The sequence below is a fragment of the Pseudomonas sp. CYM-20-01 genome, from assembly GCF_023169845.1.
GTDB classification, from domain to species: domain Bacteria; phylum Pseudomonadota; class Gammaproteobacteria; order Pseudomonadales; family Pseudomonadaceae; genus Aquipseudomonas; species Aquipseudomonas azotoformans.
On record NZ_AP025169.1, the window covers coordinates 3114064 to 3140390 of the forward strand.

Genomic DNA, 26327 nt, shown 5'->3' on the forward strand with positions numbered 1-26327 from the left:
TGAAATGCAATCCAATGTGGGAGGGGGCTTGCCCCCGATTGCGGTTGTTCAGTGACAGCAGTGGTGTCTGACACTCAGCTATCGGGGGCAAGCCCCCTCCCACATACAGCAAAAAGCAGATCTCAGTGATACCTGAAAATAATAAAGGTGCAGCCATGCCCGCAATCCGAATTGGCATCAACCCGATCTCCTGGAGCAACGACGACCTGCCGGCCCTGGGCGGTGAAACGCCCCTGAGCACCGCCCTGAGCGAAGGCAAGGAAATCGGCTACGAAGGCTTCGAACTCAACGGCAAATTCCCCAAGGACGCCAAGGGCGTCGGCGACGTATTGCGCCCGTACGACCTGGCGCTGGTCTCTGGCTGGTATTCCAGCCGCCTGGCCCGACGCTCGGTGGCGGAAGAAATCGCGGCCATCGCCGGCCATGTCGAGTTGCTCAAACAGAACGGCGCCACCGTACTGGTCTATGGCGAGGTGGCCGATTCGATCCAGGGCTCGCGCATCCGCCTGATCGAACGCCCACGTTTCCACAGCGAACAGGCCTGGCAGGACTACGCCGACAAGCTCACCGAACTGGCGCGCTTCACCCTGTCCCAGGGCGTGCGCCTGGCGTATCACCACCACATGGGCGCCTATGTCGAGTCCCCGGAAGACATCGACCAGTTGATGCTGCGCACCGGCCCCGAAGTCGGCCTGCTGTTCGATTCGGGCCATTGCTACATGGGCGGCGGCGAGCCCATCGAGGTACTGCGCAAGCACATCGACCGCGTCTGCCACGTGCATTTCAAGGACGTGCGCAAACCGGTGGTGCAACTGGCGCGCAACCAGATGTGGAGTTTTCCCGACTGCATCGTCAACGGCACCTTCACCGTGCCCGGCGATGGCGATATCGACTTCGCCGAACTGCTCGATGTGCTGCTGGCCGCCCACTATGAAGGTTGGCTGGTGGTGGAAGCCGAACAGGACCCGGCCGTGGCGCCCAGCTATCTCTATGCGAAAAAAGGCTATGACACCTTGCGTGCGCTTCTGAATGAGAGGGCCGGACAATGAGCCTGTTGGTCAAAAGCAGCAAACGCGGCCAGACCATGGTCGCCCTGGAACCCGGGCGCCTGGAGTACGTGGGGTTCGCCGCCTACCGCCTGAGCCTGGGCGAAACCCTGCCGGTCAGCGCCGGTGACCAGGAACTGTGCCTGGTGTTGCTCAGCGGCCGCGTGAACATCGAGGGCGAGGGCTTCAACTGGCAGAACCTGGGCGATCGCCAGTCGGTGTTTGAAGACAAATCACCGTTCGCCGCCTACCTGCCGCCGGGCACCGATGCCCAGGTCACCGCCCTGAGTGACGTGCAGATCGCGGTCTGCGCCGCGCCTGGCAGTGAGGGCTACGAGCCGCGCCTGATCCGCCCGGAAACCTGCAAGCGCAGCGTGCGCGGCAAAGGTGCCAACACCCGCTATGTGTGCGACATCCTGCCCGACAGCGAGCCAGCCCATTCGCTGCTGGTGGTGGAGGTGCGCACGCCGTCCGGGCATTCATCGAGCTACCCGCCGCACAAACACGACACCGATGATTTGCCGCACCAGAGCTTCCTGGAAGAGACCTACTACCACCAGGTCAACCCGCCCCAAGGCTTTGTGTTCCAACGCGTCTACACCGACGACCGCAGCATCGACCAGGCCATGGCCGTGGAAAACAGCGATCTGGTCGTCGTGCCCAGGGGCTACCACCCGGTCAGTGTGCCGTATGGCTACGAGTCCTATTACCTGAACGTGATGGCGGGCCCCAAGCGCGCCTGGCATTTCCACAACGACCCGCAGCACAGCTGGCTGCTGGACCTCTAATCAGCGGTTCTGGACGGAGAATAACAACAATGAAGTCGCCTCTACGTTTCGCCCTTAACCGCATGGTCGCGCCCAACCTGTCCCTGCCGGACTTCATCCAGTTGGCCGCGGCACTCAAGTGCGATGCCATCGAGCTGCGCAATGACCTGGCGGACAAGCAGATCGAGTTTGGCACCCCGGCCAGCCGCGTGCGCGAGTTGTGCGCGGTGCAGGGCATCACGGTGCTGTCGATCAACGCGTTGTACCCCTTTGACGTGTGGAACGACGAGCGCCGTGCCCAGGCAATCAAGCTGGCGACCTACGCCGGCGAGTGCGGCGCCCAGGGCCTGGTGATGTGCCCGCTCAACGAGCCGGGGGACACGCGCAACGAGGCCCGGCGTGCGGCCGGCTTGCGCACGGCCTTGAGCGAGCTGGCGCCGATCCTGCGCGAGTACGGCATCCTCGGGTTTATCGAACCCCTGGGCTTTGAAGAGTGTGCGCTGCGGCGCAAGCGTGTGGCGGTGGACGCGATCAAGTCCATCGGCGGCCTGGATGTGTTCCGCCTGGTGCACGACACCTTCCATCATCACCTGGCCAGCGAGCATGAGTTCTTCCCGGAGTTGACCGGCCTGGTCCATATCTCCGGCGTCGAAGATACCGAGGCGCCGCTGAGTTCGATTCGCGACGGCCACCGTGTTCTGGTTGGCGAGGGCGACATCCTCGGCAACGCGGCGCAGATCGACACCTTGCTCAGCACCGGCTACAGCGGCTACCTGTCGTTCGAGCCGTTTGCCGAGAGCGTGCACAGGCTGGCGGATATCCAGCAGGCCTTGGGCGCAAGCATCGCCCACCTGCAGAAACGATAAGGGGCGCGACATGACCACAACCCGACTGACCATGGCCCAGGCCCTGGTGAAGTTCCTGGACAACCAATACATCGAAGTCGATGGCGTGCAGAGCAAGTTCGTCGCCGGGGTGTTCACCATTTTCGGCCACGGCAACGTGCTGGGCCTGGGCCAGGCCCTGGAGCAGGACAGCGGCGACCTGGTGGTGCACCAGGGCCGCAACGAGCAGGGCATGGCCCATGCGGCGATCGGGTTCGCCAAGCAGCACCTGCGCCGCAAGATCTACGCGTGCACCGCCTCCGTAGGCCCGGGGGCGGCCAATATGCTCACCGCCGCCGCGACCGCCACGGCCAACCGTATTCCGTTGCTGTTGTTGCCCGGCGATGTCTACGCCAGTCGCCAACCCGACCCGGTGTTGCAACAGATCGAACAGTTCCACGACCTGAGCATCAGCACCAACGATGCCTTTCGCTCCGTGAGCAAATACTGGGACCGTATCAACCGCCCCGAGCAGTTGATGAGCGCCGCGATCCACGCCATGCGCGTGCTCACCGACCCGGCTGAAACCGGCGCGGTGACCCTGGCATTGCCCCAGGACGTGCAGGCCGAGGCCTGGGATTATCCGGATTACTTCCTGCAAAAACGTGTGCACCGTATCGAACGGCGCCCGGCCACCCGCGCGATGATCGGTGATGCAGTGGCCGCCTTCCGGGGCAAGCGCAAGCCGCTGATCATCTGCGGTGGCGGGGTGAAGTACTCAGGCGCGAATGCCGCGCTGCAAGCCTTTGCCGAGCGCTTTGATATTCCTTTCGCCGAAACCCAGGCGGGCAAGAGCGCCGTGGTCTCCAGCCATCCGCTGAACGTGGGCGGTATTGGCGAAACCGGTTGCCTGGCGGCCAACCTGCTGGCGCCCGAGGCCGACCTGATCATTGGGGTGGGCACGCGTTACACCGATTTCACCACCTCGTCCAAATCGCTGTTCAAGCACCCGGAGGTGACGTTCCTTAACCTCAACATCAGCCCCTGCGATGCCTTGAAGCTTGACGGCGTGCAAGTGCTGGCTGACGCGCAGGTAGCCCTCGAAGCATTGGCGGATGCCCTCGGCGATTATCGCTCTGGCTGGGGTGGGCAGGTCGTCGAGGCCAAGGCGCAGTTGGACGCCGAAGTGGACCGTGTGCACCAGGTGGAATACGACGGCGACGCCTTTGTGCCCGAGGTCGACGACCGCCTTGACCGTGGCGTGCTGCGTGAATTCATCGAGCTGACCGGCTCGTGCCTGACTCAGAGCTGCGTACTGGGCGTGCTCAACCAGACCCTGGCCGACGACGCGATCATCGTCGCCGCCGCGGGCAGCCTGCCCGGCGACCTGCAACGCGCCTGGCGCAGCAAGGGTGTCAACACCTACCACGTCGAATACGGCTATTCGTGCATGGGTTACGAGATCAACGCGGCGCTCGGCGTGAAACTCGCCGAGCCGACTAAAGAGGTGTACGCCCTGGTCGGCGATGGCTCCTACATGATGCTGCACTCGGAGCTGGCCACCTCGATCCAGGAGCGGCGCAAGATCAACGTGGTGCTGCTCGACAACATGGCGTTCGGCTGCATCAACAACCTGCAGATCGGCAATGGCATGGACAGCTTCGGCACTGAATTCCGCTACCGCAACCCTGAGAGCGGCAAGCTCGACGGTGGCCTGGTGCCGGTGGACTTCGCTATGAGTGCGGCGGCCTATGGTTGCAAGACCTACAAAGTCAGCACGGTGGAGCAACTCGAAGCGGCGCTGGCGGATGCGCGCACGCAAACGGTGTCGACGCTGATCGATATCAAGGTGCTGCCCAAGACCATGGTCCACGGCTACCTGTCGTGGTGGCGGGTAGGGGTGGCGCAAGTGTCCACCAGCGAACGCACGAATGCCGCCGCGAAAAAACTCAATGAACACCTGGCGAAGGCCCGGCAGTACTAATAACAAGAGGAGTGTTTGTATGTCTTTGAAGCTAGGTGTCATCGGTACAGGCGCTATCGGCCGGGACCATATCCGTCGTTGCAGCCAGACCTTGCTCAACAGCCAGGTGGTGGCGGTGACTGACATCAACCTGGAGCAGGCCGCCAAGGTCGTCGCCGATTTGAAGCTGGACGCTGAGGTGTACGCCGACGGCCATGCGTTGATCAACTCGCCGCAGGTCGAGGCCGTGCTGGTGACGTCCTGGGGCCCGAGCCACGAAGAATTCGTGCTCGCCGCCATCGCCGCCGGCAAACCGGTGTTCTGCGAAAAACCCCTGGCGGTCACCGCCGAGGGCTGCCGCAAGATTGTTGACGCCGAGGTAGCTTACGGCAAGCGCCTGGTGCAGGTCGGCTTCATGCGGCCGTATGACGAAGGCTATCGCGCACTCAAGGCTGTGATCGACAGCGGCCAGATCGGCGAGCCGCTGATGCTGCACTGCGCGCACCGTAACCCGACGGTGGTCGAAAACTACAAGACCGACATGGCGATCACCGACACCCTGATCCACGAGCTGGATGTGTTGCGTTGGCTGCTCAACGATGACTACGTGTCGGTGCAGGTGGTGTTCCCGCGCAAATCCAGCAAGGCCCTGGCCCACCTGCGTGACCCGCAGATCGTGCTGCTGGAAACCGCCAAGGGCACGCGCATCGATGTGGAAGTGTTTGTGAACTGCCAGTACGGCTATGACATCCAGTGCGAAGTGGTGGGTGAGACCGGTATCGCCAAGCTGCCGGAGCCTTCCCAGGTGCAGATGCGCAGTGGCGCGAAGCTGTCCAACGCGATCCTGATGGACTGGAAGGATCGGTTTATCGGCGCGTATGACGTGGAGTTGCAGGCGTTCATCGACAGCGTGCGCGCCGGACAGGTGGGTGGGCCGTCGGCGTGGGATGGCTTTGCGGCGGCGGTGGCGGCGGATGCGTGTATTGAAGCGCAGGGCAGTGAGCAGATTGTGAAGGTGAGCTTGCCGGATCGCCCACGTTTCTACGGCTGAATCACTGAAGAAATGCTGTGAAAAATGTGGGAGGGGGCTTGCCCCCGATGGCGGTGGATCAGATAGATATTCATTGACTGACACACTGTAATCGGGGGCAAGCCCCCTCCCACAGTTGAATCGGGTTTTCACTTCAAGCAAGGAGTGTAGGTATGCGAATCGGACTAGTCGGCTACGGCCATGGAGGGCGCTTCTTTCATGCGCCGCTGATTGCCACATTGGCCGGTGCCACATTTGTCGGCGTGGTCACCAGGTCTGCGGAACGCCGCCAGCAACTGGCAACCGACCACCCAGGCCTCAAGGCCTTCGACTCCATCGGCCAGATCGTCGAAGCCGGCGTCGATGCCCTGGTCATCTCCACCACCCTCAAGGGCCGCCCCGCGCTGGTGCTTGAGGCCATCGAACACGGCGTAGCCGTGGTCAGCGACAAACCCTTCGCCGCCAACGCCGAACAGGCCCAGGCCTTGATCACCGCCGCTGAACGCCAGGGCTCGTTGCTCAGCGTCTACCAGAACCGGCGCTGGGACTCGGACTACCTGACCCTGCGCAAACTGATCGACGCTGGCGCCCTGGGCACAATCACCCGTTTCGAATCCCGCGTGGAACGCTACAGCCCGCAAGCCGTGGGCAACGCCAGCGGTGGCGGCTGGTTGCGCGACCTGGGCAGCCACCTGGTCGATCAGGCCCTGCAACTGTTCGGCCCGGTTGACCGGGTGTTCGCCCAACTGCACTACACCGCCGAACACCCTACGGTGGACCATGGCTTCTTTGTCTCCCTGACCCATGCCAACGGCGTCATCTCGCACCTGTGGGGCAATGCCCTGCAAAACAGCCAGGCGCCACGCTTTCGTGTGAGCGGCACCTCCGGGTGCTACACCGTTGAAGGCCTGGACGGCCAGGAAGAGGCCTTGATGGCCGGCAAGTCGCCGAAAACCGAAGGCGAGCACTGGGGGGCGGAAGAACACCGACGCTGGGGCTGGTTCGAACAAGGCCCGGAACGCGAGCGGGTGCCGTCGGAGAAGGGCTGCTGGACGCAGTTCTATCGGCAGTTGCAAGTGGCTGTGCAAGGGCAGGGACCGCTGCCGGTGGACGCCTATGATGCACTGGAAACCACCCGTATATTGGACGCCGCACGCCTGAGCGCCGAGCGCCAGCAGGTGGTTTCAACAAAAATAGAATAAAATTCTAAAACAGGTTGATATGGAAATTATTTTCCAATAAAGTCTTTTCCAGGTTGCATAAAGTACGTTCGGACTCGATCCGCACGACTCAACAAAAACAAGATCAAAAACAACCAGGTACCGTCAGATGAAAATCTTCAACGCTGTACTGCGAGTTTTACGCCCTGCCCACACGCCACGCGATCTGCCCCGCGCCCGGCCGTTTTACTTCTCCTTCCTTAATGTGCTGTGCGTCGAAAACCAAGGCGCGCTGGTCTGCTGCATTCCCGGCGCACCGGTCGTGCGGCTGCCTGCCGAGCTCTGATAAACGCAACGTCCAAAAAACCAACAAGAAAGTGGAGACAGACCGTTCATGAAGACCCCGATCCGTTTTACCGCGCTGGCCTTGTCCATGCTGCTCGCCAGCGGTGTTGCCTCGGCCGCCGATCTCAAGATAGGCGTGAGTATGTCCGCCTTCGATGACACCTTCCTCACCTACCTGCGCGAAGACATGGACAAGCAAGCCAAGTCCTACCCCAAGGGTGACGGCGTGCAGTTGCAGTTCGAAGATGCGCGTGCCGACGTGGTCAAGCAGTTGAGCCAGGTCGAGAACTTTATCAGCCAGAAAGTCGACGCGATCATCGTCAACCCGGTGGATACCGCCTCGACCGCCAACATCATCAAGGCCGCCACCGCAGCGAAAATCCCGCTGGTGTTCGTCAACCGCCGTCCTGACAGCCCGACCCTGGCGCCGGGCGTCGCGGCGGTGACCTCCGACGACGTCGAGGCCGGCAAGTTGCAGATGCAGTACATCGCAGAAAAACTCGGCGGCAAGGGCAACATCGTGATCCTGCTGGGCGACCTGGCGAACAACTCCACCACCAACCGCACCAAGGGGGTGAAGGAAGTCCTGAGCAAGTACCCAGGCATCAAGATCGAGCAGGAACAGACCGGGATCTGGCTGCGTGACAAGGGCATGACCCTGGTCAACGACTGGCTGACCCAGGGCCGTGAATTCAACGCGGTGTTGGCCAACAACGATGAAATGGCCATCGGCGCGTCCATGGCGCTGAAGTCTGCGGGCAAGAAGGGCGTGTTGATCGCCGGTGTCGACGGCACGCCAGACGGCTTGAACGCGATCACCAAGGGTGACATGACCGTGTCGGCCTTCCAGGATGCCAAGGGCCAGGCGGACAAGTCGGTAGAGACCGCGCGCAAGATGGCCAAGAACGAGCCCATCGAGCAGAACGTGGTGATCCCGTTCCAGCTGATCACCCCGGACAACGTCAAAGACTTCAAGTAGTCCCTACATAACAACAATAAGCCGGCAGGGCGGTCGTGCCCGCCTTGCCGATGGAGTACCTCCCTATGCTCGCTCAAGCCGCTGTCTCGCAGCCTCCCGGTATCCAGCCGCTGCCGCTGGACGAACCCTACCTGCTGGAAATCGTCAACATCAGCAAAGGCTTTCCCGGCGTCGTGGCCCTGGCCGACGTGCAGTTGCGCGTTCGCCCTGGCACGGTGCTGGCGCTGATGGGCGAGAACGGTGCGGGCAAGTCGACGCTGATGAAGATCATCGCCGGCATCTACCAGCCTGACGCCGGCGAGATTCGCCTGCGTGGCAAGCCGATTGTGTTTGAAACCCCCCTGGCGGCCCAGAAGGCCGGGATCGCGATGATCCACCAGGAACTCAACCTGATGCCGCACATGAGCATCGCCGAGAACATCTGGATCGGCCGCGAGCAGCTCAACAGCCTGCACATGGTCAACCACCGCGAAATGCATCGTTGCACCGCCGAGTTGCTGGCGCGCCTGCGTATCAACCTGGACCCCGAGGAACACGTGGGTAACCTGAGCATCGCCGAACGGCAGATGGTCGAAATTGCCAAGGCCGTGTCCTACGACTCCGACATCCTGATCATGGATGAACCGACCTCGGCCATTACCGAGAAGGAAGTGGCCCATCTGTTTTCGATCATTGCCGACCTCAAGTCCCAGGGCAAAGGCATCGTCTACATCACGCACAAAATGAACGAAGTGTTCGCCATCGCCGATGAAGTGGCGGTGTTCCGCGACGGCCAGTACATCGGCCTGCAGCGCGCCGACAGCATGAACAGCGACAGCCTGATCTCGATGATGGTCGGCCGTGAGCTGAGCCAGCTGTTCCCGGTGCGCGAGACGCCCATCGGCGATCTGCTTCTGTCGGTGCGCGACCTGAGCCTGGACGGCGTGTTCAAGGACGTGTCCTTCGACTTGCATGCCGGCGAGATCCTCGGCATCGCCGGGTTGATGGGGTCGGGCCGCACCAACGTGGCCGAGACCATTTTCGGCATCACCCCCAGCAGCAGTGGCCAGATCACCCTGGATGGCAAGGCGGTGCGCATTACCGACCCGCACATGGCCATCGAGAAAGGTTTTGCCCTGTTGACCGAGGACCGCAAGCTCAGTGGCCTGTTCCCGTGCCTGTCGGTGCTGGAAAACATGGAAATGGCGGTGCTGCCGCACTACACCGGCAACGGCTTTATCCAGCAGAAAGCCCTGCGGGCGCTGTGCGAAGACATGTGCAAGAAGCTGCGGGTGAAAACCCCGTCCCTTGAGCAGTGCATCGACACCTTGTCCGGCGGCAACCAGCAGAAGGCCTTGCTCGCGCGCTGGCTGATGACCAACCCGCGCCTGCTGATCCTCGATGAACCGACCCGGGGCATCGACGTGGGCGCCAAGGCCGAGATCTACCGGCTGATCTCGTTCCTCGCCAGCGAAGGCATGGCGGTGATCATGATTTCTTCCGAGTTGCCCGAAGTGCTGGGCATGAGCGACCGGGTCATGGTGATGCACGAGGGCGAATTGATGGGCACCCTGGACCGCAGCGATGCGACCCAGGAAAAAGTCATGCAGTTGGCCTCCGGGATGACCGCAGTCCACTGACGTACAGAATAAAAAGGTGATGGGCTATGAACGCAATAACGGATAACAAACCTGCGACGGTGCCAACCAAAAGTCGTCGACGCATGCCCACCGAGCTGAGCATCTTCCTGGTGCTGATCGGCATTGGCCTGGTGTTTGAATTGTTCGGCTGGATCGTGCGCGACCAGAGCTTCCTGATGAACTCCCAGCGCCTGGTGCTGATGATCCTGCAAGTGTCGATCATCGGCTTGCTGGCGATCGGTGTGACCCAGGTGATCATCACCACGGGTATCGACCTGTCTTCAGGCTCGGTGCTGGCGCTGTCGGCGATGATTGCCGCCAGTTTGGCGCAGACTTCCGACTTTTCCCGGGCGGTGTTCCCCAGCCTGACCGACTTGCCGGTATGGATTCCGGTGGCGATGGGGCTGGGTGTGGGGCTGTTGGCGGGGGCGATCAACGGCAGCATCATTGCTGTCACTGGCATTCCGCCGTTCATTGCCACCCTGGGCATGATGGTTTCGGCCCGTGGCCTGGCGCGTTACTACACCGAAGGCCAGCCGGTGAGCATGCTCTCGGACTCGTACACGGCCATCGGCCATGGCGCGATGCCGGTGATCATCTTCCTGGTGGTGGCGGTGATCTTCCACATCGCCCTGCGCTACACCAAGTACGGCAAGTACACCTACGCCATCGGCGGCAACATGCAGGCGGCGCGCACCTCGGGGATCAACGTCAAGCGCCACCTGATCATTGTCTACAGCATCGCCGGTTTGCTCGCAGGCCTGGCCGGCGTAGTGGCTTCGGCACGTGCTGCGACCGGGCAGGCGGGCATGGGCATGTCCTATGAACTGGATGCGATTGCCGCTGCGGTCATCGGCGGTACCAGCCTGGCGGGCGGGGTAGGGCGCATTACCGGCACGGTGATCGGCGCGCTGATCCTCGGGGTGATGGCCAGCGGGTTTACCTTTGTCGGGGTGGATGCGTATATCCAGGACATCATCAAGGGCCTGATCATTGTGGTGGCCGTGGTCATCGACCAATACCGCAACAAGCGTAAGCTCAAGCGCTGAGGCGCAGCGGCAAGCGTTAAGCCTCAAGCTGCAAGCATGCTGATGTTTGCAGCTTGTCGCTTGCAGCTTATAGCTGTTTCACGAACTTTCCTGCTATAAACGCACTCCGATAACCATTCGCCAAGCCCGTCCTGGTGCCTTTTGGGGTTATCCGGGAAAAAATGCCTGTCATTTCAGTTGCTGCGCCCTCAAGTCGGCCTTAGACTGCCGCCCCTCGTAAATTGAGTGCCGGGTGGCGCTTGAAATGGACGGCGCCTTTCCGAGACCTGCAGAGGCCTGCCGGAACGCTCCCTTATTCGCCTTAATGCACGTATTTTTTATAGAGAAATCAATGACAAAGGAAAAGTTGCTGGCCATGCCGGCGGATGACTACATGAATGCCGAACAGCACGCTTTTTTCGAGAAGTTGCTGCAAGACATGAAAGTGGAACACCACGAGCGCATTGAACAGAACCGTATCGCCATTGAAAGCCTGGACACCCCGGCCGACCCGGCCGACGCCGCTTCCGTGGAAGAAGAGCGTACCTGGCTGGTCAACGCCATCGACCGCGACCAGCGCATGCTGCCGCAGCTTGAGCGTGCCCTGGAGCGCATCAAGGAAGATTCCTTTGGCTGGTGTGATGACAGCGGCGAGCCTATCGGCCTCAAGCGCCTGCTGATCAGCCCCACCACCAAGTACTGCATCGAAGCGCAAGAGCGCCACGAGCAGATCGACAAGCACCAGCGCCAAGCCTGATGCGGTGAAGCTGGGGGGCCGCCACGCGGTTCCCCAGGGCAAGACCCGTTACGCCCCGTCTATTGATCTGCTGCAAGCTACCCCACTAAAGGCCCATGGATAATGGCCCGATAGTGGCGTTTAATGCAGCGACAATAATGACAAGCAGTGGGGTAACGAAGATGGCTGGAGACGGATCTCTGATGGGCGCAGCTGTGTCACCGCAACCGGTGGTACGCGGGCTGCCCGGCTGGCTCACGCCGTTGTTGCAGAGCACCGCCCTGGTGCTGGTACTGCTGGGCCTCGTGTTCGCCAATTTGCCGCTCTACCTTTGCCTGCCACTGGCCGTGCTGGTGATCTGGCTGCCTCGCCTGAAAAATCGTACGCCGGTTATTGCGCCTTCCGACACCGCCGATGCCATTGGCGAGTTGACCCGCGACCTGTCCTATACCACCAGCCATAACGCACTCTCCGCCGCCGGCGTGGCCTATTCGGTCAAGCAACTGGCGGCGCGCCTGCAGTCGCAGTTGAGTGCGGCCAAGCAGATCGTCAGCAGTGCCGAAGTGATGATCGGCACTGAGAAGGTGACGTCCCAGCTCAGCCGTGAGGCATTGAGCGCCGCGAGCCAGGCCCATCAGCGCAGCACCGAAGGCCGTGAAGTGCTGGCCCAGTCGATCAGCCGCATGCACCAGCTCAGCCAGCGTGCGAATGCCAGCCGTGAGCTGATCGAAGCCTTGAGCCAGCGCAGCGAGGAAATCCAGCGCGTGACCCTGGTGATCCAGTCCATCGCCAGCCAGACCAACCTGCTGGCGCTGAACGCGGCGATTGAGGCGGCGCGGGCCGGTGAACATGGTCGCGGGTTTGCCGTGGTGGCGGACGAAGTGCGCGGGCTGGCCGGGCGTACCGCCACGGCCACCGATGAAGTCGGTGTGATGGTGGCCGACATCCAGCAACGCACTGCCCAGGTGGTGGAGCAGATTCGCCAGCTCTCGGCGGACCTGCACACCGGTGTCGAGCAGGTAGAGCACGCTGGCGAGCAGCTGCAAAATATCGCCAGCCTGGCGGCGGATGTGGAAGGCCAGGTCAATGAAATTGCCCAGGGCACCGACACCAACCGCACCCAGCTCGATAGCCTGTTCCATGCCGTGGAGCAGATGCGCAGCGACCTCGCCGTCAGCGATCAGCAAACCCGCCAACTGGCCGACGCGGCTGTACAAATGGAAGGCCAGGCCGAAACCATCAGCGAGCGTCTGGCGGAAGTCGGGCTGGATGACTACCACCAGCGCATCTATGACCTGGCTCGCGAAGGCGCCAGCCGCATTGCCGCGCAATTCGAGGCCGATGTGCAGCAGAACCGCATCAGCCTGGATGACCTGTTCGACCGCAGCTACACGCCGATTGCCAACACCAGTCCGAGCAAATACCACACCCGCTTCGACGGTTACACCGACCAGGTGTTGCCGGCGATCCAGGAGGCGCTGTTGCCGCGTCACGAAGGGTTGGTGTTCGCCATTGCCTGCACGCCCCAGGGCTATGTGCCGACGCACAACAAGGCGTTTTCCCAGGCGCTGACCGGTGATGCGCAGGTGGACGCTGTGCAGAACCGCACCAAGCGCAAGTTCGATGACCGTACCGGGATTCGCTGCGGCAGCCATCAGCAGGCGGTGTTGTTGCAAACCTATACCCGCGACACCGGTGAGCTGATGCACGATCTGTCGGTGCCGATCATGGTCAAGGGCCGGCATTGGGGCGGTTTGCGCCTGGGTTACAAGCCCGAGGCCGCGAAAGGCGGGCGTTAGGATTATTGCGGTTTATGCAAGGGAGCTATTCCGGGGATAGCTTTTTCCAACAGCAGGAAAACCGTAGCATGGCGAACATTGTTAGCCAGCTAACTAATGCTGCGGAGAAGTTCCATGCAAAACAAAGTCGATGTCGCCGTGATGATTGGCAGTGGTGTACCGCAAGCCTTGCGGGCATTGGGTCAAAAGGCCTGTTGGGTGGTATTGCTCAATGGAGAGCAGCGCGGTACGGCGTTCGCCAGTCGCGATGAGGCGGAGGAGTGCAGGGCTGCCTGGCAGGCGCTGTTGCGGCTGGAGCAGTCAGACAGCCTGCATTGACGGCTGCTTAGTGCGGTTGATGCAGGCGTTGGTTCAGCTCATCCACCGCAATCGCCCATTCGGCGTCGTCACGCAGTTCTTCCTTGAGAAAGCTGGCCTGTTGTGCGGACCAGAACGGCGCATCGATCAGTTTCACATCTTCGGGCAGCGGATGGGCGACGATAAATGCGTCGATGGCCTCCGGGGTTGAATCCAGGCCTAATTGTTCAAACAGGGTTTCAAGGGTGGGGATTGGCGCGTCCATTTCGTTCTCCATGCAGGGTGGTCGTTATGCATGGGAGGGTTGTAGCGCAGCGGAGTTCTATCGAATGTTCAGGAATTCAGGGCCCCGGCATCCACAGCAGTCTTTAACGCCTTGGCGGCCTCTTTTGCAGCGACGGCGGCTGCATCGACAGTTTTGAACCAGCGGTCTTTTTCCACTTGGTGCGTGGTCACAGTGGTCAGCGGTGGCTTGGCCCGCATCACGATCACTGCTTGAAACTCACCATCTACTTCCCTTGCGTCGCCATGGATGAAAAATTCGCCGATATCAAATTCCGTCACGTAGAGCCTTCCCTTGGAGATAACTGCACTGGAGAAACCTGGCCCGTGGGGCGCAAACTTCAGTGGACGGGCCAGTATGGCAGTTGTTGCGGTTCGGCGGCGCAGTAAAGTTACCGGGCGGACGAAACGATTGCTCCGTGGGGGGCGTGCAACATGGCTTCCAGTTTTCTGGCCAGTTCACAGGCCTTGACATGGTCGCTGCGAAAGCCTTTGATGCGGCCGCTGAGCACTTCGCGCACGTGGAAGAAGTTCCGGCCGGCAGGTACGACTTGGTAAAGAACCGAATCCGGGTACCCCTCGAAGCTGTTCAAGCGGTAGTATTGAGCCTCGTCCTGACAGGATGAACGGGTTTGCGAAGACATAGCGCTGTAGGGTGATCGTTGCATGGCCTGCTCCTTTTCGATCTGGCGGGATGACTGGATTGCAGCGTTTTGACTGGTTTTGATCGGTGCTGCTGTTTTAGTATTGTCGTCAGCAGTCAGCGTCCGGTTCCATGACAGCGTATTCATTTGTGTATGCATGTCGGAAAACTGCATTTTTAATCGGGTTATTCTCTGAAGTTGGTCGACCCGTATTCTCGGGCCGTTGAACCTGTGATCTCCTGTGGCGCCTGATGACCTTGCACAAGGCCCATCGAGCATGTCTGTACTAGTCTTTCGGCTCGACAGCAGGATTTTCTTCAGTTTTTTCAAAGAATGAGTTGTGTGATCGTGCCGTGATGGCCGTTTTTTTGTGCTGCCCGCTCTGGCGGACAGCGCTCTTTCCATGTGGGGGCGTTTCCTTGGCAGTCAGTAATCTGGATATGCACGCGTTATTCGTGCTGGGTGATTTGCGCGCAAAGTTGGTCAAACAGTTCCAATCCCGTTTTGTTTATATTACCGAGCAGACGCCGGAAGGCATCTACATTGCCGAAATCGATACCGAGGCGGCGATGGTGGTGGATGACAAACCGCGCCTTGAGCTCAAGGTCGGCGACCATTTCCGGGCGGCGGTATTGCCCAGTCGTGAGGGCGGCAAGTTCGAATTGAAGTTCCGCGATATCAAGTTGACGGTCTATGGCCTGGGCGACTACGCCTTTGTGTCCTCGGCCGAAGGCCAGGGCATCGTGTTCAAGGAGGGCCACAGCGTGATGCTGGTGTTCGCCGCCAACGAGCAACTGCAGGAAGGCCTGACCAAAACCCTGAAGGCCGTGACCGGCAAGGCCGCCAAATGGCGCAAAGGCGAACTGGTCACCTTCAAGGCCAGTGAATAATCAGCAAAAACCGCGAACACCCGTTATCTCCCGGAACCTCTACTACAGTTGAGTTGACTTAACTATTCAGAGGCTTCGCGCATACGTAGCAAAGCCGTCCGCCATTGGCTGCGATATCGCGAGGTGCGAAGGCATGAAAGGATTGAGAACGCTGTTGGCTGCGTCGCTGACGAGCCTGGGGCTGTCTATGGCCACGTTGCCAGTGAACGCCGCCGAGGCGCCGATACATTTTGCCGACCTGAACTGGGAAAGCGGCAGCCTGATCACCGAAGTGCTGCGGGTGATTGTCGAGAAGGGCTACGACCTGCCCACCGATACCTTGCCCGGCACCACCATCACCCTGGAAACCGCCCTGGCAAAGAACGACATCCAGGTGATCGGTGAAGAGTGGGCCGGCCGCAGCCCGGTGTGGGTCAAGGCCGAGGCCGAAGGCAAAGTGGTGGGCCTGGGTGACACGGTCAAAGGCGCGACCGAAGGCTGGTGGGTGCCGGAATACGTGGTCAAGGGTGACCCCGCCAAAGGTATCAAGCCCCTGGCGCCGGACCTCAAGAGTGTGAAGGACCTGGCGCGCTACAAGGACGTGTTCAAGGACCCGGAATCCCCCGGCAAGGGGCGCTTTCTCAACAGCCCCATCGGCTGGACCTCGGAAGTGGTCAACAAACAGAAGCTCAAGGCCTACGGCCTGGATGACAGCTACGTGAATTTCCGCAGTGGTTCGGGCGCGGCACTGGATGCCGAGATCGCCTCGTCGATCCGCCGCGGCAAGCCGGTGCTGTTCTATTACTGGTCGCCGACGCCGCTGATGGGGCGTTACAAGTTGATCCAGCTGGAAGAGCCGCCGTTTGATGCCGAGGCATGGAAGACCCTGACCGATGCGGATAACCCTGATCCGAAGCCGACCCGGTCGTTGGCGTCGAAGTTGAGTATCGGGGTATCGACGCCGTTCCAGAAAGATCATCCGCAGATTGCGCAGTTCTTCGAGAAAGTCGAGTTTCCGATTGAGCCGTTGAACAAGGCGCTGGCGACCATGAGCGAAAACCACACGGCACCACGGGAGGTGGCCCAGGCGTTTCTCAAGGAGCATCCTGAAGTGTGGAAGGCTTGGTTGACTGAGGATGTGGCGCAGAAGGTTGAGGCGAGCCTGAAATAACCACGGATCTTTCAGTTCAATGCAAATCAAGGGTGGGAGGGAGCTTGCTTCCGATTGCAGCGTATCAGTCACGGCATGGTCGACTGATTCACCGCTATCGGGAGCAAGCCCCCTCCCACATTTAGTTGCATTCCAGGATCAGAACCGGGTCTGTACCGCCAACTCAAAGGTTCGTGGTGAGCCCAAGTAATACGCCGGCGACACATGGGCAAACTCGGCATACACCTCATTCGTCAAGTTGCGCACACGGCCCGTCACCGAGGTGTGTGAATCCACCTTATAGCGCAGGAACGTTCCGAACAGCGTGTAGGCCGGCACTGTCTGGGTGTTGGCGTTGTCCGCATACACCTCGGCTACATATCGGGCGTCCACGCCCCCTTGCCAATCCTCGGCAAAATCATAGGTCAGCCACAGATTCCCCACGCGCTTGGGTACGTTGGTTGGCGTGTTGCCCTTGCGCGACACCACTGCGCCACTGGCGATTTTCTCGTTGAAGTCATCGTATTCGGCGTCCACCCAGGCGAAATTGCCTTCCGCCAGCAACTTTGGCGTGATGCGCAGCGAGCTGGCCAATTCGATCCCCTTGGATGACTGTGCGCCGACCGGAATGCTGTTGGTGGGATCCTGTGGGTCGGTGACGGCAAAGTCCTTGCGCTCGATCTTGTACGCGGCGACGGTGGCCGAACCACGGCCGTCCAGGTAATCGAACTTGCTGCCCACTTCCCACTGCTTGCCCGTCGAGACATCAAACACCTGCGTGGTGGTGTTCGGTTGCTCGGCGGCGGTGCTGTATTGCACATACACATTGGCCGTTGGGATGAACTGGTAGGTCAGGCCCACGCGTCCGGTCACCGGCTCCCAGCTGCGTTTGAAGTGGCGGGGGTTGGTGGCGGTTATTGCGCGATGATTGGTGACGTCCAGGTCGATGGCGTCATAACGCAGGCCGGTCAACAGCGACAATTTGTCGGTAAGACCCAGGCGATTCTCCACGAACAATGCCTTGGTGGTGACAGCGTTGGTCTTGTCCTTGCCGAAGCTTTCCCGGGTCCGCGGGAGGTCAAAGAAGTGTCCGGGGTCAAAGTTGTTGGGGTCTACCGTGCTGTTGCCGGGTACGTTCCACGGTGTATTGGTGGTGCTGTTGACCTTGTACTCGAAGCCGCCGGACCAGGTAGTTGACAGGCCGAAGAGGCTATCGTCGTGGCGCAGCTCGAACTGGTTGCCGTTCTGTTCACCTTGATGGCGCACCTGATAGGCCGTCGAACGGTTTACCGCCGTGTTGTTCGCGTTGTACTGATAGGTTTCAAGGTTGCGGTAATCGCGTTGGCTGTCCAAGTGGTAAAGGGTGTTTTTCAGGGTGGTGCTGTCGTTGAGGCGGTAGTCGATGATCGAACGCGCCCAGAGGGTGCGCTGTTCGTAGCGCCCGTCGGCGACGTTGTAGTTGTTGAAACGGTTGTGTTTGTCGATCTTCAACTCGCCCGCCTTGGGGTTGAGCACCGGCGTGCCCCAGTAGGGGCTGTCTTCATGCTCATCCTGATATTCCAGCGCCAGGGTGTGGGACAGGTTGGGCGTGAGGTCGCTGAGCAAGGAAAACGCCAGGCTCCAGGCGTCGCGCTGATCGCGGTCGATGTAGCTGTGGTTGGTGTTGCGGCTCACATCCAGGCGGGCGTAATGCTGCACCTCGGCGCCAGGTTCGGTCAGGGCATGGTTGACGCCGAAGGCCATGCCGGCGGTGTCGTAGCTGCCGTAGGTGAGCTGGCCTTCGGCGGCTTGTTCCTCGCGGGTGGCCAGCTTGGTCACGTAGTTGAGCGAGCCGCCCACGGAGCCTGCGCCGTTGATCAGCGAGGAGGGGCCACCCACCAGCTCCACCCGGTCATAGATCCATGCATCCACGGGGCGGGCCAGACCAGTGGCGACATTGATGCCGTTGAACATCTGGGTGATCTGGCTGCTGGTAAAACCGCGATAGGAGACAAACCCGCCAAACCCCGGCGGGGCGCTGGCGTTGACGCCGGGCAAGGTGTTGGCGGCATCGCGAAAGGTTTTGGCGCCATGGCGCTCGATGTCATTGCGATTGGCGATGGCCACCGACGCCGGGGTTTCCCGCACACTCAAGCCCAACCGCGACGCTACGCCGCTGGATTGATCCAGGGCCAGGCCGGGTTCGGCGGCTTGTTCGCCATCGATGGTGGTCGGGGCCAACTCAAGGGCCCAGGCGCAGACAGGCAGGCAGCCGAACAGGCCTGCCAACAGGGGTAGATGTTTCATGGTTGAATCCTGAAAAGCTTGCTTGAAAACAACGCACAGGCGCCCGTACTTCCTTGCGGAAACGGTGCTCAGTGCAGATCGGAAAGCGAAGGCATCAGGTGAAGGCAGGCGGCGCGCGCGGATTAGCCGCAGGCCAGGTGAAGCGGGCAGGGATGTCGGCAGCCAGGACAATGGCAGGCGGTGGTGCTTGGGGCTGTGGCAACACCGCCACATTCAGGCTGGAACTCAGCGCCGGGCCCATGCCGCCGGTGGAACACAGCGGGCAACCAAACGCCTTGGACAGCGTCGGTAAATTCTCTTCAGTGGAATTGGACGGCTTGGGCGCCTGGGTACGCGGGTCCACCGTACAGAACTGGCCGCCTATGCCATTGAGCTGCATCCCGACCATCTGCCCATGACCGATACTGCAGGCGAACACATTGAACAGGACGCAGCAGTAGAGCATCCAGGCAATGAGCGAGCGGTCGGCACGGGCAAGTTTCATGGGGCGGCACTTTACCATCAGCCGCCGACGAAATGCCTGCAAAAAATCTCAGGGCGACTATCCTGTTTCGCACCTTTTCAGGGAGAGCCAGCCATGAGCTTTGTTGTCGCACGATGGATTGTCGGGGTTTTTACCTGCATCAGCATGGTCCACCTGTACTGGGCCGCCGGCGGCAAACTCGGCTTCCAGGCCGCCATTCCCCAACTGCCCGGCGAATTCGCCAACGGACCCAGACCTGCATTCAAGCCCTCGGCATTGGGCACGTTCCTGGTGGCGATGGGGTTGGTGGCCATTGCGCTGTTGGTGTGCCTGCGCGCCGGGCTGTACTTCTCGGCGGTGTCCCACGGGGCGTTGCAGTGGGGCATCAGCGCGATTGCCGTACTGATGTTTGCCCGGGCGATTGGGGATTCGGAGTTGGTGGGGTTCTTCAAGAAGGTCGGTGGGTCGAGGTTTGCGCGGTGGGATACGTATTTTTATTCGCCGTTGTGTCTGGTGTTGGGGGTGGGGTTGTTGGTGGTGGCGTGGGGGTGAAAGGGGACTAATGCAGGGTTTGTAAAATTCTAGAAGAAGAAAAACAGGCCTGTTCTGTTTTTGATCGCAAGGGTGTTTAAAGCAATTATTTTGCTCATAGTAGATGAGTTTTCGTGCGTCAAATGGTTGTTGAGGATCTCTAAGGTTTTGGTGAGCTCCTCAACGTTGTAAATGGCTTCGTCTTCGTAATCGTCGATGATTTTTCCAAGCGTGGTGTTTATCGCTTCAAGCACGCCGGACTCAATAAGTTGTCCGTACTCTTCGCGGGTAAGGATAACGCTTTCGAGTAAATATTCTGGGCATTCGTCTACGTCTAATAAACTCATGGCCTCTAAGGTGAGTGGGGTGCAGATTACTTTCATTTTTTGTGTGCCTTTTTATTAAAGTGTGTCGCTTCATTGTATTCGCTTTGCGTTCTACCGATTTGCTTTCCTGAGGGAGATATCCTGTTGTTAGGAACCACGCCCTCAAGGCTCAAGTAGCGCCTTTTACCCGGCTGTGATGGGTCATGGATTCTGAAGTAGTCCCCGTTGAGGTCTTCTACAATTTCAATCCCATTTTCAGGGTTCTTGTAGATCTTCTTGCCTTTGTCTGTCGTGGGGGTGTCAGTAATTTTGTGTTCGGGCATAACATGAGTAAGAGGTGCATGTATGCCAACCAAAAAGAAACCCGCGTTGCGAGAGCTGCCGAAAATCCCGAAAGAGCTTCTCGAGCAATTCACCGATGGTCCGATGACCGCTGAAGCCATCGAGGACGCGTCTGCGGCGTTCAAGAAGGCTTTGATCGAGCGAGCGCTGAGTGCTGAGCTCGGTCATCACCTGGGCTATCCGCCGGGCGCACAGCGCCCAGAGGATGAAACCAACCAGCGCAATGGCAAGAGCGGCAAGACGGTTCTCACCGGCGATGGCCCGCTCCGACTGGATATTCCACGTGATCGGGACGGCAGTTTTTCCCCTATCCTGATTCCCAAGCACGAGCGCCGCTACACCGGGTTCGATGACAAGATCATTGCCATGTATGCCCGTGGAATGACGGTCAGAGAGATCCGGGCGTTTCTTTCCGAGCAGTACGGTACTGATGTTTCTCCGGACTTCATCAGCTCTGTGACCGACGAGGTCATGGCAGAGATCGGTGCATGGCAACAGCGGCCTTTGGAGCCGATGTATCCGGTTATTTTCTTCGATGCTCTACGGGTCAAAATCCGCGAAGAGGGGCTGGTTCGCAACAAGGCGATCTACTTGGCCCTGGGTGTTTTGCCTGACGGAACACGCGATATTCTCGGCATCTGGATAGAAAATACCGAGGGCGCCAAGTTCTGGATGAAGGTTTTCAACGACCTCAAGACACGCGGCGTCGAAGACGTGTTGATTGCTGTGACCGATGGCCTCAAAGGCATGCCAGAAGCGCTCAACGCCGTGTTTCCAGACACGACACTGCAAACATGCATTGTTCATCTGATCCGCAACAGCCTTGATTACGCGGCTTGGGACAAGCGTCGCGAACTGGCCAAGGCGCTTAAGCCGATCTATCAGGCGGTGACCGCCGAAGCGGCCGAGCAGGCGCTGGATGCGTTTGAAAGTGGGCCATGGGGCAAGCAATATCCGACGGTAGTGGCTGCCTGGCGTCGCGCTTGGGATCGTGTGGTCCCATTTTTCGTGTTCCCGCCGGCGATCCGAAAAGTGATCTACACGACCAACGCCATCGAGAGCATCAACGCTCAGTTGCGCAAGATCATCAAGACGCGCGGCCACTTCCCGACCGACGATGCGGCGACAAAACTGATCTGGCTTGGACTGCGCAATATCACCGCCAACTGGGGCTCAGCGGCCCATGATTGGAAAAGTGCGATGAATCAATTTGCGATTCTTTACGGAGATCGATTTATCAGGCCTACCTGGTAAAAGCAGGGCCTGCCTGACGGCAGGCCGTTACCGGCCCGCACACAAAATATCTGACAGTCCCTCTGTCGTCGTCACGATTGGGTGAGTGCCGGTAAACTTGACAATGTTTTCATCTAAGCTTGCTACCTCCCACTTTGAGGAGTACTTGGCTGCGCGCTCAGCTCCCCCAGTTTTAGGAAGTTCAGCTTCCCCTGGGTGCACTTGTGCTGACTTAACCGGATCCTTAGCACTTACCTCTTCCCTGCACCCGTTATCTCCAGGGCAGTTATTCAACCCCAACGGATCAATCCATCCCGTTGGGTTTGGCACGTACAGGTACACGTTGATCCCACCCGCCAACTTCACCGGGTCCGGCGTCAGGTAGCGACCAACATCCGGATTGTAGTAGCGATGGCGGTTGTAGTGCAGCCCACTTTCCGGATCGAAGTATTGGCCCTGGAAACGCAGTGGGTTGTCGACTTTTCCTATATCGAGGCGGGTTATTTCGCCGTAGGCGCGGTAATGCGCGGACCAGACGATTTCGCCGTCTTGGGCAGTGAGTTCCTGCGGGGTGCCGAGGTGGTCAAGTTGGTAGTGGTAGGCCTTGGTTTCCTTTGGACCGAAACCTTCCAACAGCGCCAGCGGGCGAAAGCTGTCCGGTTCGTAGAGGTAGCTGCGGTGCCGATCCGCGTGGTGTTCGGCGATGAGTTTGTCGCCTTGCCAGAAGAATTCGGTCGTAATCCCATCTACGGTTTTACTGATACGCCGCCCAAACGGGTCGTAGCGGTAGCTGGCGATCTGGTCGTTGGGCGTTTTAACGCCAATCAGACGGTGCTGGCAGTCGTAGCGGTATTCGGTGACGAGTGCGTGGCCCTTGCCGCGGCATTCGCGGATGAGGTTGCCGAAGGCGTCGTAGTCATAGTGGTGGTCGCCCTGGATCATCAGGCGGTTGCCGGCGACGATGTCGGGGCCGGGGCGGTTGTGCATCAGCAGGTTGCCGGCGGGGTCGTGGCCGAAGCGTTCCTGTTCGTCTTGGGAGTGGTCGGCGCGGGTGAGGCGGTTGAGTGGGTCGTAGTGGTAGCGGTGTTCGCCCTTGCGGGTGTCGAGCAGGCGGGTGAGGTTGCCGGATTTGTCGTAGTCGTAATGACGGCGATAGACCGGGCCTTCGGCATCAACGATGCTCTGGTTGAACAGGCGGCCTTGGTGGTCGTGTTGGTAGTGGCTGAGCAGTTGGCCTTGTTGGCGTTGCTGTTCGCGGCCGGCGGTGAACAGGTGTGAGGTGAGGACCGAGCCATTCAGTTCGACGGTGGCGAGGTGGCCGCCTTTGTCGTGATTGAAGGTGAGGCGGTTGTTGTCCGGCAGGCGCAGGTTTTTCAGGTGGCCGCAGGCGTCGTAGGCGTAGCTCAGGGAGCCCCAGCCTTGGTGTTCGGCGGTGAGGCGGTTTTGGCTGTCGTACTCGTAGGCCAGGGACCAGTGGCCGTCTTCGACGCTTAGGAGGTTGCCTTGGCGGTCGTAGGCGTAATCGACGGTATTGCCATCGTGTAGGGTTTTTCTGATGAGGCGTCCGGCATGGTCGCGCTCGTAGCGGGTAACCAGCTGACTGCCGTCATCGCCGTGTTCGGTCTTTTCCTGAAGGTTGCCGTTGAGGTCGTATACGTACGCCGTGCGCTGACCGTCAAAGCCGATTTCCTGCTGGATCAGGCCGTTGCTGTGGTACTGGAGCCGGTAGGTCTCGCCCACCTCGTTTTCGATCTCGGTCAGCAGTAACCGCGCGTTGTCGTAGCGGTACTTGACCTGGGTGCCATCGGCATTGATGCGGCGGCTGATCAGGTGCAGGCCGTCGGCGTATTCGTAGCGGGTGACGTGCCCCTGTTCATCGCGTTCGGCGATGATTTTTCCGTAAGCGTTGTAGGTATATTTACGCGTGTCGCCGCTCGGCAAGACGACCTGGACTAACCGCCCAACGTCGTCCCACTGGTACTGGGTCAGCGCGCCATGCTCATCCTCCCGCGCAATCTGCCGCCCGAGATCGTCATAGCGATAACGCTTGATCCCGCCATTCGGCAATTGCTCTTCAAGCAACTGCCCACGCTCGTTCCACACCAGCCGCTGACAGCTGTGATCCGGGTACCAAACCCCAATCAGCTGCCCACATTTGTTGTAGGTGTAATCGGTAACGTGACCGTCAGGATCGATCTTGCGAATGACATCGCCCTGGTCATTGCGCTCATACTTCCAAACCGCCTGACCCCGCCTTACAACCCGTACGAAGCCGTTGTCATGCTCGTAGGTCTTCGGCTCATCGTCCCCAGGAAACACCGCCACCAAGCGCCCGGCTTCGTCGTACTGATACGCGGTGATCGCCCCCAGCGGATCCTGCTCAACGGTCAGCCGGCCTTGGTCATCGTAGGATTTGAAATGCTCGGCCCCGTCAGGATCAACCCGCTGTACCAGCCGCGCCCGCTGGTCATGCACGTAGACTTCCTGGCTGCCATCGGCGTTAAACACCGTGACCTGGCCGTTGTCATCCCAGGCATAGCGCGTGTCCATCTGCGAGAAACTCGCCCAATGCCGCACACACCGCGCCGTCTTGCCAGACCGTTCCCATTCCCAGAAAAAGCTCGCCCCACCGGCCAAGCCACGCTCAAGAATGACGTGCTGTTCGTCGTACCGATAAACTTCGCTTTCGCCGACGGCATTGGTCGCTGAAACCAGTCGTCCAAGCTCGTCATAGGCGTAGGAAACAACCGTCTGCTCCGTCACCCAAACAAACGGCCCCTCATCCACGACGCGATGAATCTGGTAATCCACCGCCACGATGCGGCCCGATGCATAGCGCAAAAACAGCGAGCGCCCCGCGCCGTTGTCCACCCGCTCAACACGCCCCAGAAAGTCCCGGGTAATGCGCAGCCGGTTGTCATACGCGTCGCTAATCGCCGTCAGTACACCGTCGCGGAAGTGGTAGAAACGCGATGCCTGAGCCAGCACCAACTCATCAGGCAACGACCCTAGGTAGATCGCCGCTTCGGCCAGACTGTTGGTGATCGCAGGCCGAACAGCCGTGGGCAAGGGCAGGGTGGTCGACCGATTCTCATGATCGGTCCAAACCACCGAATCACCCTCAACCACCAGCCGATGCGCCAGCGAGTGACTCCAGCCAAACCCCAGCCCGCAATCCACTTCCACCGCACTGGTGCGGTACAAGCGAGTCCACTCAAACGGCAAGATCCCGTCCAGCGTCCCATCGGTAAGGGTCAGCAATTCCTCGCCGGTGACCATCGACACCGGGCAGCCGTTAGTGGCGGTCTTGTCCGCAGGCGCCGCCGCATCCCCATTGGGGTTTCGAGCAGAAGCCGGCACATCATCCACAGGCTCCTGCCGCACCAGCACCGTCCGCTGCGTGGCCTTATCCCGAACCACCGGCACCGCGTTGGCAACCACCTGATCCCCAGCCTTCAAGGGCGCATCCGGAATCGTCTTGATCGTCGTCGCCTGGCTACTGAGCAATATCGGCTTGGCCACCTGCGTGTGATCATCCGCACGAAATTTCCCGAACTGCCCAGCCATGTGCTCAAGCCATGTGCGCACACGTTGAGACTTGATGCTGCCCAGCACCTTCGTACTGATGCGTACCGCCATCCCCATACCGGCCGTGGCAAGGCACAGCAGCAAATTGATCAATACTTCAGCGCTGATTTCCCCCAGCAGCTCATTCATATAGGGCGGCGGTAACATCCGCATCCAACTGACCATTGCCGACAGATAAATGAACAGCAACGGCTCATCACTCAGCACCAGCAGGCCCTTTGCGATGCTTTCGGTGCCAAGCTTCAAGAGCTTTTCGAATTCTTCCTGGCTCAGGTAATGCAGTAGCTTTTCGGCATGCTTCAGTGGGTCCAGAAACCACTGAAGCATCTGCTTGATGTTGTCCCAAAGTGAATACAACGCCCCGCTGAACCCGCGTGCGTAGGCTTGGTGCAGCGAGAGGTAGCGCTTGAGAAAGTTGGCTTCGGAATAACCCATCCATAAGGCGGCGAAGGTGGTGGTCCACTCACGGCGCAACCAGCCTTCCAGCGGTTCGATAACCGACTGGTAAGAGGCGTACAGCGCCTTGAAGTGCGCCTTGGAAACGTTGGGGTAGAAACTGACCCGGTACTGCTGGTTGCGATCACATTCCTTGATTTCGAGAATGCCGCTGGGTCCGATGGTTTTATGGAGGGGCTCCCCGAGCGGGCCACCGTCCGGATCGATGCGCTGCACCATCACGGGCGTATCGCCGATGGGTACGAATCGAGAACTCTGGAACATATGCACCAGGGTCAGCGTGCCGTCTGCCCGGCAGGTTGCGGTGGTTGTGCTGGGAAACAGGGAGCGGTTGATCGGCGCGACCAGCGCCACTTCATCCCCCACCTTGAAGACCTGTTCGATATCCAGCGCCGAAAAGCTGAAAAAGCTCGAAGCCCAGGCGTCGTAGTGATTGAGGCAGCGCTTGAAGTCGCTGATAACGGATTCGACGTCTCGCGTCTTTGAATCCAGGGTGGCCAGTACCAAATAGCCAATGGTTTGGCTGGTCACTTCGATCATGAAACAGCCCCATCCACCGGAGCC

The 26327-nt window shown here is 60.0% G+C and carries 24 protein-coding genes; 17 read left to right on the top strand and 7 right to left on the bottom strand.

Annotated elements, in window-relative coordinates:
* The first annotated feature begins 155 nt into the window (after positions 1-155).
* The 13 genes from iolE (at position 156) to M2497_RS14000 (ending at position 13614) form a co-directional block, all read left to right on the top strand.
* The gene (gene iolE / locus M2497_RS13940; protein WP_248488004.1) at positions 156-1049 is read left to right on the top strand and encodes a myo-inosose-2 dehydratase; all 894 of its coding nucleotides are present in this window, start codon (positions 156-158) and stop codon (positions 1047-1049) included.
* Entirely contained in the window at positions 1046-1834 is a 789-nt protein-coding gene (gene iolB, locus M2497_RS13945; protein ID WP_248488005.1) for a 5-deoxy-glucuronate isomerase, read from the top strand. The genes iolE and iolB overlap by 4 nt, the downstream gene beginning before the upstream one ends.
* A 29-nt stretch (positions 1835-1863) precedes the next feature.
* Entirely contained in the window at positions 1864-2679 is an 816-nt protein-coding gene (locus M2497_RS13950; RefSeq protein WP_248488006.1) for a TIM barrel protein, read from the top strand.
* 10 nt (positions 2680-2689) lie between these two features.
* Positions 2690-4621, top strand: a complete 1932-nt coding sequence (gene iolD, locus M2497_RS13955) for a 3D-(3,5/4)-trihydroxycyclohexane-1,2-dione acylhydrolase (decyclizing) (RefSeq protein WP_248488007.1) — start codon at positions 2690-2692, stop codon at positions 4619-4621.
* A 19-nt stretch (positions 4622-4640) separates the two neighbouring features.
* Complete coding sequence (locus M2497_RS13960; RefSeq protein WP_248488008.1) at positions 4641-5651, top strand: Gfo/Idh/MocA family oxidoreductase; 1011 nt, start codon at positions 4641-4643, stop codon at positions 5649-5651.
* Positions 5652-5803: 152 nt separating this feature from the next.
* Positions 5804-6832, top strand: coding sequence for a Gfo/Idh/MocA family oxidoreductase (locus M2497_RS13965; RefSeq protein WP_248488009.1), 1029 nt, complete (start codon positions 5804-5806; stop codon positions 6830-6832).
* 127 nt (positions 6833-6959) lie between these two features.
* Positions 6960-7136, top strand: coding sequence for a hypothetical protein (locus M2497_RS13970; protein WP_248488010.1), 177 nt, complete (start codon positions 6960-6962; stop codon positions 7134-7136).
* Positions 7137-7184: 48 nt separating this feature from the next.
* Positions 7185-8114 carry a sugar ABC transporter substrate-binding protein gene (locus tag M2497_RS13975; protein WP_248488011.1) on the top strand — a complete coding sequence of 310 codons (930 nt, stop codon included), beginning with the start codon at positions 7185-7187 and terminating at the stop codon, positions 8112-8114.
* Positions 8115-8179: 65 nt separating this feature from the next.
* Complete coding sequence (locus tag M2497_RS13980) at positions 8180-9733, top strand: sugar ABC transporter ATP-binding protein (protein ID WP_248488012.1); 1554 nt, start codon at positions 8180-8182, stop codon at positions 9731-9733.
* 26 nt (positions 9734-9759) lie between these two features.
* On the top strand, positions 9760-10782 hold the full coding sequence (locus M2497_RS13985) for an ABC transporter permease (RefSeq protein ID WP_016975559.1): 1023 nt from the start codon (positions 9760-9762) through the stop codon (positions 10780-10782).
* 331 nt (positions 10783-11113) lie between these two features.
* Complete coding sequence (locus M2497_RS13990; RefSeq protein WP_003191666.1) at positions 11114-11518, top strand: TraR/DksA C4-type zinc finger protein; 405 nt, start codon at positions 11114-11116, stop codon at positions 11516-11518.
* A gap of 182 nt (positions 11519-11700) precedes the next feature.
* A complete protein-coding gene (locus tag M2497_RS13995; RefSeq protein WP_248488013.1) occupies positions 11701-13296 on the top strand; it encodes a methyl-accepting chemotaxis protein in 1596 nt (531 codons plus the stop codon).
* A gap of 114 nt (positions 13297-13410) precedes the next feature.
* On the top strand, positions 13411-13614 hold the full coding sequence (locus M2497_RS14000) for a hypothetical protein (protein WP_248488014.1): 204 nt from the start codon (positions 13411-13413) through the stop codon (positions 13612-13614).
* Between the two features lie 7 nt (positions 13615-13621).
* Here M2497_RS14000 and M2497_RS14005 read toward each other — a convergent pair whose 3' ends face one another.
* From M2497_RS14005 to M2497_RS14015, 3 genes are all read right to left on the bottom strand, one after another.
* Positions 13622-13858, bottom strand: coding sequence for a DUF2789 domain-containing protein (locus M2497_RS14005; RefSeq protein WP_071496103.1), 237 nt, complete (start codon positions 13856-13858; stop codon positions 13622-13624).
* Positions 13859-13926: 68 nt separating this feature from the next.
* Positions 13927-14157: a hypothetical protein gene (locus tag M2497_RS14010; protein ID WP_248488015.1), complete on the bottom strand. Its 231-nt coding sequence runs from the start codon at positions 14155-14157 to the stop codon at positions 13927-13929.
* A gap of 110 nt (positions 14158-14267) precedes the next feature.
* On the bottom strand, positions 14268-14924 hold the full coding sequence (locus tag M2497_RS14015) for a hypothetical protein (RefSeq protein WP_248488016.1): 657 nt from the start codon (positions 14922-14924) through the stop codon (positions 14268-14270).
* A 35-nt stretch (positions 14925-14959) separates the two neighbouring features.
* Between M2497_RS14015 and M2497_RS14020 the strand changes: the two genes are divergently transcribed.
* The gene (locus tag M2497_RS14020) at positions 14960-15409 is read left to right on the top strand and encodes a hypothetical protein (protein WP_050554011.1); all 450 of its coding nucleotides are present in this window, start codon (positions 14960-14962) and stop codon (positions 15407-15409) included.
* A 133-nt stretch (positions 15410-15542) separates the two neighbouring features.
* Positions 15543-16559 (top strand): ABC transporter substrate-binding protein, encoded by a 1017-nt coding sequence (locus M2497_RS14025; protein WP_248488017.1) that lies wholly within the window; start codon positions 15543-15545, stop codon positions 16557-16559.
* Positions 16560-16697: 138 nt separating this feature from the next.
* Here M2497_RS14025 and M2497_RS14030 read toward each other — a convergent pair whose 3' ends face one another.
* Positions 16698-18824, bottom strand: coding sequence for a TonB-dependent receptor (locus tag M2497_RS14030; protein ID WP_248488018.1), 2127 nt, complete (start codon positions 18822-18824; stop codon positions 16698-16700).
* A 94-nt stretch (positions 18825-18918) separates the two neighbouring features.
* Positions 18919-19308 carry a DUF2946 domain-containing protein gene (locus M2497_RS14035; protein ID WP_248488019.1) on the bottom strand — a complete coding sequence of 130 codons (390 nt, stop codon included), beginning with the start codon at positions 19306-19308 and terminating at the stop codon, positions 18919-18921.
* A 93-nt stretch (positions 19309-19401) separates the two neighbouring features.
* Here M2497_RS14035 and M2497_RS14040 point away from each other — a divergent pair, with 93 nt between their 5' ends.
* Positions 19402-19839: a DUF3995 domain-containing protein gene (locus M2497_RS14040; protein WP_058425721.1), complete on the top strand. Its 438-nt coding sequence runs from the start codon at positions 19402-19404 to the stop codon at positions 19837-19839.
* A 29-nt stretch (positions 19840-19868) separates the two neighbouring features.
* On the opposite strand, the gene M2497_RS14045 is transcribed toward M2497_RS14040, so the two are convergent.
* Entirely contained in the window at positions 19869-20201 is a 333-nt protein-coding gene (locus tag M2497_RS14045) for a hypothetical protein (protein ID WP_248488020.1), read from the bottom strand.
* A 288-nt stretch (positions 20202-20489) separates the two neighbouring features.
* On the opposite strand from M2497_RS14045, the gene M2497_RS14050 reads away from it, so the two are divergent.
* The gene (locus tag M2497_RS14050; RefSeq protein ID WP_248481889.1) at positions 20490-21740 is read left to right on the top strand and encodes an IS256 family transposase; all 1251 of its coding nucleotides are present in this window, start codon (positions 20490-20492) and stop codon (positions 21738-21740) included.
* Positions 21741-21767: 27 nt separating this feature from the next.
* Here the strand turns inward: M2497_RS14050 and M2497_RS14055 are convergent, their stop codons facing one another.
* Positions 21768-26303 carry an RHS repeat-associated core domain-containing protein gene (locus M2497_RS14055; protein ID WP_248488021.1) on the bottom strand — a complete coding sequence of 1512 codons (4536 nt, stop codon included), beginning with the start codon at positions 26301-26303 and terminating at the stop codon, positions 21768-21770.
* Positions 26304-26327: the final 24 nt, after the last annotated feature.

What these genes read in the sequence shown, in the direction of transcription:
- M2497_RS14025 (WP_248488017.1), top strand. Translation starts at nt 15,543, where the DNA reads ATGAAAGGATTGAGAACGCTGTTGGCTGCGTCGCTGACGAGCCTGGGG.
- iolE (WP_248488004.1), top strand. Translation starts at nt 156, where the DNA reads ATGCCCGCAATCCGAATTGGCATCAACCCGATCTCCTGGAGCAACGAC.
- M2497_RS13965 (WP_248488009.1), top strand. Translation starts at nt 5,804, where the DNA reads ATGCGAATCGGACTAGTCGGCTACGGCCATGGAGGGCGCTTCTTTCAT.
- M2497_RS14035 (WP_248488019.1), bottom strand. Translation starts at nt 19,308, where the DNA reads ATGAAACTTGCCCGTGCCGACCGCTCGCTCATTGCCTGGATGCTCTAC.
- M2497_RS14030 (WP_248488018.1), bottom strand. Translation starts at nt 18,824, where the DNA reads ATGAAACATCTACCCCTGTTGGCAGGCCTGTTCGGCTGCCTGCCTGTC.
- M2497_RS14055 (WP_248488021.1), bottom strand. Translation starts at nt 26,303, where the DNA reads ATGATCGAAGTGACCAGCCAAACCATTGGCTATTTGGTACTGGCCACC.
- M2497_RS13960 (WP_248488008.1), top strand. Translation starts at nt 4,641, where the DNA reads ATGTCTTTGAAGCTAGGTGTCATCGGTACAGGCGCTATCGGCCGGGAC.
- M2497_RS14040 (WP_058425721.1), top strand. Translation starts at nt 19,402, where the DNA reads ATGAGCTTTGTTGTCGCACGATGGATTGTCGGGGTTTTTACCTGCATC.
- M2497_RS14000 (WP_248488014.1), top strand. Translation starts at nt 13,411, where the DNA reads ATGCAAAACAAAGTCGATGTCGCCGTGATGATTGGCAGTGGTGTACCG.
- M2497_RS13980 (WP_248488012.1), top strand. Translation starts at nt 8,180, where the DNA reads ATGCTCGCTCAAGCCGCTGTCTCGCAGCCTCCCGGTATCCAGCCGCTG.
- M2497_RS14050 (WP_248481889.1), top strand. Translation starts at nt 20,490, where the DNA reads ATGCCAACCAAAAAGAAACCCGCGTTGCGAGAGCTGCCGAAAATCCCG.
- M2497_RS13995 (WP_248488013.1), top strand. Translation starts at nt 11,701, where the DNA reads ATGGGCGCAGCTGTGTCACCGCAACCGGTGGTACGCGGGCTGCCCGGC.
- M2497_RS13970 (WP_248488010.1), top strand. Translation starts at nt 6,960, where the DNA reads ATGAAAATCTTCAACGCTGTACTGCGAGTTTTACGCCCTGCCCACACG.
- M2497_RS13975 (WP_248488011.1), top strand. Translation starts at nt 7,185, where the DNA reads ATGAAGACCCCGATCCGTTTTACCGCGCTGGCCTTGTCCATGCTGCTC.
- M2497_RS14020 (WP_050554011.1), top strand. Translation starts at nt 14,960, where the DNA reads ATGCACGCGTTATTCGTGCTGGGTGATTTGCGCGCAAAGTTGGTCAAA.
- M2497_RS13950 (WP_248488006.1), top strand. Translation starts at nt 1,864, where the DNA reads ATGAAGTCGCCTCTACGTTTCGCCCTTAACCGCATGGTCGCGCCCAAC.
- M2497_RS14005 (WP_071496103.1), bottom strand. Translation starts at nt 13,858, where the DNA reads ATGGACGCGCCAATCCCCACCCTTGAAACCCTGTTTGAACAATTAGGC.
- M2497_RS14045 (WP_248488020.1), bottom strand. Translation starts at nt 20,201, where the DNA reads ATGAAAGTAATCTGCACCCCACTCACCTTAGAGGCCATGAGTTTATTA.
- M2497_RS13985 (WP_016975559.1), top strand. Translation starts at nt 9,760, where the DNA reads ATGAACGCAATAACGGATAACAAACCTGCGACGGTGCCAACCAAAAGT.
- M2497_RS14015 (WP_248488016.1), bottom strand. Translation starts at nt 14,924, where the DNA reads ATGGAAAGAGCGCTGTCCGCCAGAGCGGGCAGCACAAAAAAACGGCCA.
- M2497_RS13990 (WP_003191666.1), top strand. Translation starts at nt 11,114, where the DNA reads ATGACAAAGGAAAAGTTGCTGGCCATGCCGGCGGATGACTACATGAAT.
- iolB (WP_248488005.1), top strand. Translation starts at nt 1,046, where the DNA reads ATGAGCCTGTTGGTCAAAAGCAGCAAACGCGGCCAGACCATGGTCGCC.
- iolD (WP_248488007.1), top strand. Translation starts at nt 2,690, where the DNA reads ATGACCACAACCCGACTGACCATGGCCCAGGCCCTGGTGAAGTTCCTG.